The sequence below is a fragment of the Sphaerimonospora sp. CA-214678 genome (genome assembly GCF_050942215.1).
GTDB lineage: Bacteria > Actinomycetota > Actinomycetes > Streptosporangiales > Streptosporangiaceae > Sphaerimonospora.
On the sequence record NZ_CP192056.1, the window covers coordinates 2,491,488 to 2,503,236 of the forward strand.

The 11,749-nt window shown below is 69.8% G+C and carries 7 protein-coding genes; 6 read left to right on the forward strand and 1 reads right to left on the reverse strand.

Annotation, left to right across the window (positions count from 1 at the left end; all coding sequences use genetic code 11):
• Window positions 1-1,010 precede the first annotated feature (1,010 nt).
• The 6 genes from ACQP1K_RS11340 to ACQP1K_RS11365 all read left to right on the forward strand — a co-directional run bounded on the left by ACQP1K_RS11340 (window position 1,011) and on the right by ACQP1K_RS11365 (window position 10,083).
• Window positions 1,011-2,441 (forward strand): sugar ABC transporter ATP-binding protein, encoded by a 1,431-nt coding sequence (locus ACQP1K_RS11340; protein WP_433501535.1) that lies wholly within the window; start codon window positions 1,011-1,013, stop codon window positions 2,439-2,441.
• Complete coding sequence (locus tag ACQP1K_RS11345; protein WP_055482230.1) at window positions 2,438-3,442, forward strand: ABC transporter permease; 1,005 nt, start codon at window positions 2,438-2,440, stop codon at window positions 3,440-3,442. The genes ACQP1K_RS11340 and ACQP1K_RS11345 overlap by 4 nt, the downstream gene beginning before the upstream one ends.
• Window positions 3,439-4,371, forward strand: a complete 933-nt coding sequence (locus tag ACQP1K_RS11350; protein ID WP_433500835.1) for an ABC transporter permease — start codon at window positions 3,439-3,441, stop codon at window positions 4,369-4,371. The genes ACQP1K_RS11345 and ACQP1K_RS11350 overlap by 4 nt, the downstream gene beginning before the upstream one ends.
• A 13-nt stretch (window positions 4,372-4,384) precedes the next feature.
• Window positions 4,385-5,608 carry a substrate-binding domain-containing protein gene (locus ACQP1K_RS11355; protein ID WP_433500836.1) on the forward strand — a complete coding sequence of 408 codons (1,224 nt, stop codon included), beginning with the start codon at window positions 4,385-4,387 and terminating at the stop codon, window positions 5,606-5,608.
• Window positions 5,605-6,456: a sugar phosphate isomerase/epimerase family protein gene (locus ACQP1K_RS11360; protein WP_433500837.1), complete on the forward strand. Its 852-nt coding sequence runs from the start codon at window positions 5,605-5,607 to the stop codon at window positions 6,454-6,456. The genes ACQP1K_RS11355 and ACQP1K_RS11360 overlap by 4 nt, the downstream gene beginning before the upstream one ends.
• A gap of 78 nt (window positions 6,457-6,534) precedes the next feature.
• Window positions 6,535-10,083, forward strand: a complete 3,549-nt coding sequence (locus ACQP1K_RS11365) for a lectin (protein ID WP_433500838.1) — start codon at window positions 6,535-6,537, stop codon at window positions 10,081-10,083.
• Window positions 10,084-10,330: 247 nt separating this feature from the next.
• Here the strand turns inward: ACQP1K_RS11365 and ACQP1K_RS11370 are convergent, their stop codons facing one another.
• On the reverse strand, window positions 10,331-11,746 hold the full coding sequence (locus tag ACQP1K_RS11370) for a dihydrolipoyl dehydrogenase family protein (protein WP_433500839.1): 1,416 nt from the start codon (window positions 11,744-11,746) through the stop codon (window positions 10,331-10,333).
• Window positions 11,747-11,749 lie beyond the last annotated feature (3 nt).

Consider the following 11,749-nt stretch of genomic DNA (forward strand, 5'->3'; position numbering starts at 1 on the left):
GGGCCATGCGTGAGCCTCCAAAGACGGATCACGAGGGAAGGGTCGCAAGATCACGGTTTGATCCATGGTCGAACCGCGTCACATTCGGCGTCCCCCTGCCGCCCACCACCGACCTCGGCAGGTAGAGGTCGCCTGAGTGCTCAGTGTGGAAACCTCGGGTGTCGCCTGTCAAGGGACCGAACGAATCGTTTCGATCCACTGTCGCTCTGCACGCCGTCATCCGCCCGGCCGGTCACACCGCAGATGAACGTTTCAGGGGGCGGCCGGGCCCACGACGGACCTTACCGGACGAACCGGCCGAACGCTTGACGGATTCTCGTCATGTCGTGTTGTCTCCAGTACACCACCACCTCCGTCAGTCGAGGGAGAGGAGACTGGGTTCATCGAGTGTGATGTTAGCGCTAACATCGCCTGTGCGGCCGCACAAGGAGAACGAGAATGCATGCACTCCCCATCCATGTGGCGCCCACGGCCGGCATCGTTCGCCGGTCGGCGTCGCCGGCAGCCCCGACGGGGTCAACCGTCCGGCGAAGACATATGTGACATTTTCATGACATCCGCGCTTGTAAGACTCATACTTATCGCGTGTGTGTCCGCCGGATGTCCTGTCGGCCTTCACCGGGCGAAGAGAGGCGAGCCGACCTGATGGATCGGCGTCATCTGGCGTTGCGCGTACTCCCGGAGACGGCGGGGCGCTCGTCCGGCGTGTCGGCAAGCCGCCCTCCGCTCACCGGAATAAGCATGCTTGACAGGTTCGTTGGGTAGATCTATTTTCCTTGCGAATCGATTCGATCAATTTGCACGGTCGGTCCCGGCGTCCATGCGCGCCGAGTGCAGAGCGCCGCGTCCCGCCGGTCCAGCACGACTCCCACCCCCCACTAGGAGCTACACGTGCACGACTCCTCACCTCGTACGGCGCGAAGGCCGGTCCCGGCCGGTGCCACCGCCGTGGCGCCGCCCGCCGGTCCCGGCCCCGCCCTGCGTTTCGCCGGGTGGGCCGCGTGCTGAAGATGACCGGCATCGGCAAGAGCTTCCTCGGCGTCCGGGTCCTCGACGGAGTCGACCTGGAGGCGGCCGCCGGTGAGGTCCACGCGGTGGTGGGGGAGAACGGCGCGGGCAAGTCGACGCTCATGAAGATCCTCGCCGGAGTGCACGCCCCGGACGAGGGGACGATCGAGATCGACGGCAGGAGCGTGGCGTTCGGGCACCCGATCGAGGCCCAGCGGGCCGGGGTGGCGATCATCTACCAGGAGCTCACCCTGCTGCCCGAGCGGACGGTGGCCGAGAACGTCTTCCTCGGCCGGGAACCCGTCCGGCGGGGGCTGGTCGACCGGGCCGCGATGGAGTCGGCGACCGGTGAGCTGCTGAGTTCACTCGGCGAGGAGTCGTTCGGGCCGCGCGATCTCGTGCGGCGGCTCTCGGTCGCGCAGCAGCAGGTCGTCGAGATCGCCAAGGCGTTGTCGCTGAACGCCCGGATCGTCGTGATGGACGAGCCGACGGCCGCCCTGGCCGACCACGAGGTGGAGCTGCTCTACACGCTGGTGCGGCGGCTCACCGAGCGCGGCATCGCGGTCCTGTACGTCTCCCACCGGCTCCGCGAGATCTTCGATCTCGCCCACCGGATCACCGTGCTGAAAGACGGCGCCCGGGTCGCCACCGCGGAGGCCTCGAGCCTGGACGTCGCGACCCTGATCCGCCTGATGGTCGGCCGGGAGCTGGACTCCTACTACCCTCCCCGCGCGGCGGATCCGCCGGGAGAGGTGATGGTGAGCGTGCGCGGCGGCGGCAACGCCAGGCTGCGCGGTATCGATCTCGACCTGCGCGCGGGGGAGATCGTGGGAGTGGCCGGGCTGCAGGGCTCGGGCCGGACAGAGCTGGCCAAGGCGCTGTTCGGCGCCGAGCCCTTCACCACCGGCGAGATGACGCCCTGCCGTCCCCGCTCGGTGCGCGAGGGCATCGCAGCGGGGATCGGCCTGGTGACCGAGGACCGCAAGGCCGAGGGAATCCTGCCGCACCAGCGGGTGCGCGACAACGCCCTGCTCGTCGCGCGGGCCATAAGAAGATCCGCGGGAACGCCCGCGATCGAGCGGCTGCTCCGGCGGGTGCGGCTCAACCCGCCCCGGCCGGCCCAGGAGATCCGGCTGCTGTCCGGTGGCAATCAGCAGAAGGTCGTGCTGGCCAAATGGATGACGGTCGCGCCGCGCGTCCTGCTGCTCGACGAGCCCACCCGCGGCGTCGACGTCGGCGCCAAGGCCGCGATCCACGAGCTGATGCGTGAACTCGCCCGGGACGGCATGGCCGTCCTGATGATCTCCTCCGAGCTCCCCGAGCTCATCGGCATGAGCGATCGCATCGTGGTCATGCGTGATGGCGGCATCGCCGGAGAACTGCCGTCCGGCTCCACCGAGGAGTCCGTGATGCGCCTGGCGGCCGCGTCATGACCCAGCAGCTGAAGCTCCGGCGCGTCGCCGCCGCCGAAGGCTCGTTCCTCCGGAGGCTTTCGGCCGACCAGCCCGCGCGTGCCGTCTACCTGGCGCTGGCTCTGCTCATCATGCTGGGCTGGCTGCTGTTCACGCTGGACGGCGGGCGGTTCCTGAGCCAGGAGAACATCGTCGGCATCCAGCAGCGATCGGCGGCACTGGGCATCGTCGCGATCGGTCAGACCCTGGTGATCCTGGCCGGGGGCCTCGACCTCTCGGTGGCCTACCTGATCAGCCTGACCACACTGGTCGCGGCCGAGATCATGGCGGGGGCCGGCGCGAACGTGCCCGCCGCGATCGCCGCGGTGCTGGCGGTGAGCGCGTTGGTCGGACTGGTGAACGGGCTGATCGTCACCAGGCTCCAGGTGCACGCCTTCATCGCCACGCTCGGGACGGCGCTGATCATCAGAGGTGTGCTGGACGCGCGGTACGACGGGCCGGCCGGCAGCGTGCCCGCGTCCTTCCGGCATCTCGGGTACGACCGCATCGGGCCGCTGGCGGTGTCGGCGCTGCTGTGGGCCGCGGTGGCGGTGTCCGCATGGCTCCTGCTCAGCCGGACGCGGCTGGGATACCGGATCTACGCGGTGGGCGGGAACACCGAGGTCGCGCGGCTGTCGGGAGTTCGCACCGAGCGGGTCATGATCGCCGTCCACGTGCTCTGCTCGGTCTGCGCAGGGATCGCGGGGCTGCTGCTCGCCTCCCGGCTCGGAGCGGGCACGCCGACCGCCGGGACCGACGGCGGGTACGACCTGGAGTCGATCGCCGCGGTCGTGCTCGGCGGGACCGCCCTGGCCGGAGGCCGCGGCGGGGTCGCCGGGACCGTCGGCGGAGTCCTGCTCCTGGCCGTACTCGACAGCATCTTCAACCAGATGGAGGTCAACTCCTTCGCCAAGGACGTGGTGCGGGGAGTGGTCCTGGTGGCGGCTCTGGCGATCTACGCTCGCAGGAGGCGGACCGCATGAGACGCGCGCTGCCGATCTTCGTGGTGCTGGCCGGGCTGCTGATCGCGATCGCGGTCGTCAACCCGTACTTCCTGGAGCCGCCCGCCTTCCTCGCCTTCGTCAAACGTGCCGCGCCGCTGGTGATCCTCGCGGCCGGGCAGTACTTCGTCATCGTGTCCGGCGAGTTCGACCTGTCGGTCGGCTCCCTCGTCACCGCCGAGGTGGTGATCGCCGCCCGGCTCATCGACGGCTCCGCTGAGGCCACCTGGCCCGTCCTGGCCCTGCTGCTCGTCCTCGGCATGCTCGTCGGGCTGGTCAACGGGATCGTCACCACCATCTTCCGCGTCCCGTCGTTCATCACGACGCTCGGCATGCTGCTGATCCTGTCCGGGGCGGTCTTCCTCTGGACGGGCGGCGCGCCCCGGGGCGCGCTGTCCCCGGAGTTCCGCGAGCTGGGCCGGGGGAGCCTGGGCCCGGTTCCCTGGTCGGTCCTGATCCTCGTCGCGGTCGTGGCCGCCGCCGTCTACGCGATGCGCGCCGGTTTCGGCCACACGCTGATCGCGGCCGGCGACAACGACCGGGCCGCGGCCCTGTCCGGTGTCCGGCTCGCCCGGGTGCGGACGGCGGCATTCATGATCTCCGGGCTGTCCGCGGCGGTCGCCGCGATCCTGCTCGGTGGCTTCGCAGGGGTGTCCGCGCAGGCCGGCAACGGCCTGGAGTTCCAGGCCATCACCGCCGTTGTGCTCGGCGGAGTGGTCCTCGGCGGCGGCCGCGGCTCAGTGGTCGCCGCCATGGCGGGCGCCTTCACCCTGGAGGCCCTGTTCACCCTCCTCAACCTGTACGGCATCTCGGGGGCGCTGGAGCCGGCCGTACAGGGTGTGATCATTATCGCCGCGGTGGCGCTGGGAGCCGTGCGCTTCCCGCGCAGGAGAACCGCGGCCGCCTCGTGATGGAAGGAAGACGATGCGTTCATATTCGCGGCGGTTCCTCGCCGTGGCAGCACTGGCCGTGCTGACGACGGCGACGGCCGCGTGCACCACCGACGAACCTGCGCCCTCCGCCGCGCCGGCAGGGTCCTCCGGGCCGGCCGAGTCCGCCGGGCCGGGGGACAGGGGCACCGGAGCGCAGTCGAAGTTCTTCGTGCAGGCCGACTACGACGCTCAGATGACGATGCGCCGGGCAGAGCCCACCGGCCCGGCGGACAAGCCGTGGGAGCAGAGCATCGACCCGCAGCTCATCGACACCGCCGCGTACAAGAAGGCGGCGCCGTACCACCTGTGCTTCTCCAATGCCGCTATCGACAACCCCTGGCGGCAGGTCGGCTGGAAGACCATGCAGGCGGAGGTCGCCCTGCACAAGGAGATCGAGCGCTTCACCGCCCTGGACGCCGAGGGCAAGGACGACAAGCAGATCTCCGACATCGCGGAGCTGCAGGGCAAGGGCTGCGACGTGCTGATCGTCTCGCCCAACACCACGGCCACGCTGACTCCCGCGGTGTCCGGGGCCTGCCCCAAGGTCCCCGTCATCGTGTTCGACCGGGGGGTCGAGACCGACTGCCCGGTCACCTTCATCAAGCCGGTCGGCGGATACGCCTTCGGCGCCGAGGCGGCCGAATTCCTCGTCGGCAAGGTGCCGGCCGGCGGGAAGATCCTGGCGCTGCGCATCCTGCCCGGGGTCGACGTGCTGGAGACCCGGTGGTCGGCGGCGAAGGTCGCGTTCGACAGCAGCGACCTCGATGTCGTCGGCGTGGAGTTCACCGACGGCGACGCCGCGAAGACCAAGAGCATCGTCGGTGACTACATCCAGCGCTACGGCAAGATCGACGGAGTCTGGATGGACTCGGGCGCGACCGCGGTCGCCGCCGTCGAGGCGTTCGAGGACGCGGGCCTGCCCGTACCGCCGATCAACGGCGAGGACCAGCAGGACTTCCTGGAGAAGTGGAACGACGCGAAGCTGACCGCGATCGCCCCGACCTATCCGACGTACCAGTGGCGCACCCCCGTCATCGCGGCACTCAAGATCCTCAAGGGGGAGCAGGTGCCGAAGATCTGGAACCTCCCGCAGCCGGCGATCACCCAGGAGAACCTCGCCACCTATCTCAAGCCCGGCATGCCGCCGCTGCACTACGCCCTGTGCGGCTGCGAGGACCTGCCCGGCTACCCGGAGAAGTGGGGCGGCACGTCGTGATCGGCGTCAACACGTGGGTCTGGGTCTCCCCGCTCACCGACGACTCCCTGGCCGCCCTCGCGCCGAGGATCGCGGAATGGGGATTCGACGTGGTGGAGCTGCCGGTCGAGCACCCCGGCGACTGGGACCCGGGCAGGGCGGCGGCCCTCCTGGCCGGGCTCGGGCTCGGCGCGTCGGTCGTGCTCACGATGCCGCCGGGACGTGAGCTGGTCGCCGCATCGCCGCAGGGCGTCCGGGAGACCCAGGACTACCTGCGGCACTGCGTGGACGTAGCGGTGACCGTGGGTGCGCCGGCGGTGAGCGGGCCCGCCTACGCCTCCGTCGGCCGGGCCTGGCGGATGAGCCCGGACGAGCGGCGCACGCTCTACGCCGAGTTGAGGGAGAACCTGCGGCCGGTGGTCGCCTATGCCGCCGAACGCGGGGTCCAGATCGGCGTCGAACCGCTCAACCGGTACGAGACCAGCGTCATCAACACCGTCGAGCAGGCGCTCGAAGCCCTTCCGGAGGAGTGCGGACTCGCCCTCGACACCTACCACATGAACATCGAGGAGAAGGATCCCCTCCGGGCCGTCCGGCTGGCCGGGGACAGGATCGCGCACCTGCAGGTGTGCGGGACCGACCGCGGCGCCCCCGGCAGCGACCACTTCGACTGGCCGGGCTTCGCCGCCGCCGTGCACGACGTGGGCTACCGCGGGCCGCTCGTCATCGAGTCCTTCACCGCCGGCAACGCGACCATCGCCACCGCGGCGTCCATCTGGCGTCCCCTGGCCTCGAGCCAGGACGCCCTCGCCACCGAAGGCCTCGCCTTCCTCCGCACCCTCGCGAACCTGCACACCTCGACGACCTGACCGCCCCCTTCCCCCGACCACCCAAGCCTTCGCACTCCCGCAAGTCCAACCGTCACCGGTAACCTCAGGAGATCCTTCATGCGGAGATCACGATTACTCCCAGCCCTGGCCGCGGCCCTGCTGGGGCTGCTGCTGTCCGCGGCGCCGCCGGCGGCGCACGCGGCCGAGCCGCAGTTCAAGGTGCTGCTGTTCACCAAGACCGCGAACGGCGCCTACCGGCACGACTCCATCCCCGCCGGCATCTCGATGTTCCAGCAGATGGCGGCCGACAACGACTTCCAGCTCGACCAGAGCGAGAACTCCGCCGTCTTCACCTCGTCGACCCTCGACACCTACGACGCGGTGATCATGTTCCAGACCTCGGGCATGGTGTGGGACAACGACGCCCAGCGTCAGGCCATGCAGGCCTATGTGCGCAGCGGCCACGGCGTCGTGGCGGTCCACAACGCCACCGACATGAACATCGAGTCGCAGTTCCCCTGGTGGGACCAGGTCGTGCTGGCCGGCGCGCACATGACTCAGCACTCCTCGACCGTGCAGGGCACCGCCAAGGTGGCCGACAAGGTGCACCCCTCCACGAAGGGTCTGCCGGATCGGTGGACGCGTACCGAGGAGTGGTACAACTTCGACAAGAACATGCGTGGCTCGGTGCACGTGCTGGTGACCGCCGACGAGACCACCTATGACGCTGGCTCGTACAAGATGGGCGCCGACCACCCGATCTCCTGGTGTCACAACCCGGAGGGCGGCCGGGTGTGGGCCACCGCGATGGGCCACCAGTCGTCCTCCTATTCGGAGCCGCTGTTCAAGCAGCACCTGCTGGGCGCGGTGAAGTGGGCTGCCGGCGCGGTGCCGGGTGACTGCGGCGGCACGGTCTCGGCCCGGTTCCAGAAGGTGACCCTCGACGGCGCTCCCGACCAGCCGATGGAGCTGGACGTGGCCGCCGACGGCAGGGTCTTCTACATCTCGCGCTCCGGCAAGGTGAACATGATCCCCGCGGACGGCGGGGGCACGCGCGTCATCGGCACGCTGTCGGTGTACGACGGCGGTGAGGACGGCGGAATCGGGCTGGCGCTCGACCCGAACTTCTCCACCAACGGCTGGATCTACCTCAACTACTCGCCGTCCAACGGCGGCGAGGTGAACCGGGTGTCCAGGTTCACCTTCAACGGCACCAGCCTCGACATGGGCAGCGAAAAGAAGATCATCGAGGTTCCGGCGTACCGCAACGTCGACGAGCCGGGCCACACCGGGGGCTACCTCGCGTTCGGGCCGGGCGGCAACCTGTACATCGGCCCGGGTGACGACACCAACCCCAACGCCTCCAGCGGGTACGCCCCGATCGACGAGCGGTCGGGCCGGGAGCACTACGACGCCCAGCGGTCCTCGGCCAACACCAACGACCTGCGCGGCAAGATCCTGCGCATCCACCCCGAGCCCGACGGCACCTACACGATTCCGTCCGGCAACCTGTTCGCGCCGGGAACCGCCAAGACGCGGCCGGAGATCTACGCCATGGGCTTCCGCAACCCGTTCCGCTTCTCGGTCGACAAGGTCACCGGGTGGATCTCGTTGGGGGACTACGGCCCTGACGCGGGCAGCACCAACCCCAACCGTGGTCCCGAGGGCACGGTCGAGTGGAACCTGATCAAGCAGCCGGGCTTCTACGGCTGGCCGTACTGCACCGGCAACAACACCCCGTTCAACGACTTCAACTTCGCCACCAACACCTCGGGGCCGAAGTTCAACTGCTCGGCGCCGGTCAACGACTCGCCGAACAACACCGGGCTGACCAACCTGCCCGCGGCCAAGCCCGCGACGGTCTGGTACAACTACCACGCCTCGGCCGAGTTCCCCGAGATCAACTGCTGCGGCGGCGCTGCCCCCATGGGCGGCCCGTTCTACCGCTACGACGCGAACAGCACCTCGGAACGCAAGTTCCCCGAGTATTTCGACGGCACGCCGTTCATGTACGAATGGAGCCGCAACTTCGTCAAGGAGTTCCGTCTGGACTCCTCCGGCAATCTCCTGAAGATCAACGCATTCGCCGCACAGCTCACCCCGCACGCGCCGATCGACATGAAGTTCGGCCCCGACGGCGCTCTGTACATGGCCGACTGGGGCAACGGCTTCGGCCACGCGAACACCGATGACGCCATCTACCGGATCGACTATGTGGCCGGGAACCGCGCTCCCGTCGCCAAGGCGAGCGCCGCCCCCGACTCGGGCACAGCGCCGCTGACGGTGGCGTTCTCCTCGGCCGGCTCGTCCGACCCGGACGGCGACGCGATCACCTACAGCTGGAAATTCGGCGACGGCGGGACCTCCACCAGCGCCAACCCGTCCCACACCTACACCGCCAACGGCAACTACACCGCCACACTGACCGTACGGGACTCCGGCGGGAAGACCGGCAGTGTCACGTTGCCCATCATCGTCGGCAACACCCGTCCCAAGGTCGCCTTCGCGGCGCCGCCCGACGGCGGGTTCATCGGCTTCGGTGATCAGGTGGCCTACACGGTGAACGTCACGGACCCCGAGGACGGCACCATCGACTGCGGCAAGGTCAACGTGATCACCGCGCTCGGTCATGACCAGCACGCCCACGACACCGGTCAGTACACCGGTTGCTCCGGGACGGTCACGACCACGGCGTCCGGCCACGACGAGGCCTCCAACGTCTACTACGTCCTGTCCGCCGACTACACCGACGGTGGCGGCCTGAAGGGCACGGCCGGCGTCATGCTGCAGCCCAAGCACAAGCAGGCCGAGCACTTCACCGGCTCGTCCGGGATCCGGGTCGTCGAAGAAGCGGGAGCCGAGGGTGGCAGGCGCATCGGCGACATCTCCAACAACGACTGGATCTCCTTCACGCCGATCAACCTGTCCGGGATCGACACGGTGTCCTTCCGCGTCTCGGCGCCGTCCAACACAGGAGGCTCCATCGAGCTGCGCGCCGACTCGCCGACCGGGGCGCTGATCGCCTCCAGTTCCGTGCCGGCGACCGGGGGATGGAACAACTACGTGTCCCTGCCCGCGGTGGCCGTCACCGACCCCGGTGGCACCCGCGACGTCTATGTCGTGTTCAAGGCGCCGTCGGCGAACGCGTTCGACCTCGACTCGTTCACCTTCGGCGGCGATGGCGTCGCGCAGGGCGGCACGTCTCCCACGCCCACCCCGACACCCACCCCGACGCCCACCCCGACACCCACTCCGACTCCTACTCCGACGCCGTCGGCGGGGACGAGTGCGCTGCGGGGCGTGGGATCGGGCCGGTGCCTGGACGTCAACGGGGCCTCCCAGTCGAACGGCGCGCAGGTGCAGATCTGGGACTGCAACGGGCAGCCCAACCAGCAGTGGACCTCGACGAGCTCGGGTGAGCTGCGCGTCTACGGCAACAAGTGCCTGGATGTCAGCGGCGCGGGCACGGCCGACGGCTCCAGCGTGATCATCTGGGACTGCAACGGGCAGAACAACCAGAAGTGGCGCCTCAACTCCGACGGCACGATCACCGCTGTCGGGGCGAACAAGTGCCTGGACGTCGACGGCGCCGGCACGGCCAACGGCAGCAAGGTGCACATCTGGAGCTGCCACGGCGGCACCAACCAGAAGTGGACCCGCGTCTGACCTCGGCATGACGCCGGGACCCGGCCGGTCCGCCGGAGGCGGAGCGGCCGGGTCCCTGTCATTTCCAGAAATATGTGATCTTCAATGGGTGCGGCGACGTGGATTCGGGCGTGTGACCACCGCGGGTGGAGTGCGAGGGCCCGGGAACCGGCCGCCGTACCGGTTGAGGTCCAGACGGGGTGTCATGCCGGCCGGGGTCCTGCCGCTCGCCGCGGCGGCGTCCCGGCCGGGGGCGGGCGGAGCCGGGTCAACCGCGATAGGTCTCCAGCAGCCGCAGCCAGATCTCGCTGATGGTCGGATAGGAGGGTACGGCGTGCCACAGGCGGGCGATCGGGACCTCGGCCGTGACCGCGATCGTCGCCGAGTGGAGCAACTCGCCCACTCCCGGACCGGCGAACGTGACACCGAGCAGCGTTTCACGATCGAGGTCGACCACGGCCCGGGCCCGCCCCCGGTAATCGTCGGCGAACAGGGAGGCTCCGGCCACGTTGCCCAGGTCGTAGTCGACCGCCCGCACCCGGTGCCCGCGCCGGGTCGCCTCCTCGAGGGTGAGACCGACGGAGGCGACCTCGGGGTCGGTGAAGACGACCTGCGGCACCGCCCGCTCGTCCGCCGTGGCGACACTGCGGCCCCACGCGGCGGTGTCCAGCTCTCGCCCGGCGGCGCGATCGGCGATCACCTGGCCGAAGACCCGCCCCTGGTACTTGCCCTGATGAGTCAGCAGCGCGCGGCCGTTGACGTCCCCGGCCGCGTAGAGCCAGCCGCCGGAAACGCCGACCGCCCGTCCGGTGGCATCCACCTCGATGGACTTACCCGGGGTGAGGCCCACCGTCTCCAGCCCCAGGTCGGCGGTGGCCGGCACCCGGCCGGTGGCGAACAGCACCTCGTCCGCCGTCACCGTCTCGCCGCCGGCCAGCGTGAGCGTCACCTGGTCGTCGCGGCCGGCCTTGACGACCGAGACACCGAACCGCACGTCCACGCCGCCCGTCAGCAGGCTCTCGGCCACCAGCTCCCCCGCGAAGGGCTCCATCCTCGCCAGCAGCCGTGATCCGCGCACCAGCATCACCACTTCACTGCCCAGCGCCCCCCAGGCCGTGGCCATCTCGCAAGCCACGACTCCGCCGCCGACGACGGCGAGCCGTGACGGCACGAATCCGGACCCGGTCGCCTCACGGCTAGTCCACGGGTGTGCCTCGGCCAGGTCCGGGATGCCGGGCAGCGCGGCACGCGTCCCCGTGCACACCGCGACGGCATGGCGGGCCGTCAGCACCCGCCGTCCGCCGTCGGCGGTCTCCACGGCGACGCGCCTTTCCCCTTCCAGCCGCCCGTGCCCACGCACCAGCACCAGCCCGGCCTCTTCCAACCAGGTGACCTGGCCCTCGTCGTTCCAATGCGAGGCGAAACCGTCCCGGCGGTCGAGCACCGCCGCCACATCCAGCGCACCGGTGACGGCCTCGCGGGCTCCCGCCACGCGCCGGGCGTCCCCGAGCGCGGTAGCCGGCCGCAGCAACGCCTTGCTGGGCATGCACGCCCAGTACGAGCATTCCCCGCCGACCAGTTCGGCCTCCACCACCGCGACGGTCAGCCCGCCGGCCCGTGCCCGCTCCGCCAGGTTCTCCCCTGTAGGTCCGGCACCCAGCACTACGACATCGAACTCATCCAACGC

Excerpts from the sequence above, each read along its gene's own strand:
- ACQP1K_RS11340 (WP_433501535.1), top strand. The coding sequence starts at position 1,011 with ATGACCGGCATCGGCAAGAGCTTCCTCGGCGTCCGGGTCCTCGACGGA.
- ACQP1K_RS11345 (WP_055482230.1), top strand. The coding sequence starts at position 2,438 with ATGACCCAGCAGCTGAAGCTCCGGCGCGTCGCCGCCGCCGAAGGCTCG.
- ACQP1K_RS11350 (WP_433500835.1), top strand. The coding sequence starts at position 3,439 with ATGAGACGCGCGCTGCCGATCTTCGTGGTGCTGGCCGGGCTGCTGATC.
- ACQP1K_RS11355 (WP_433500836.1), top strand. The coding sequence starts at position 4,385 with ATGCGTTCATATTCGCGGCGGTTCCTCGCCGTGGCAGCACTGGCCGTG.
- ACQP1K_RS11365 (WP_433500838.1), top strand. The coding sequence starts at position 6,535 with ATGCGGAGATCACGATTACTCCCAGCCCTGGCCGCGGCCCTGCTGGGG.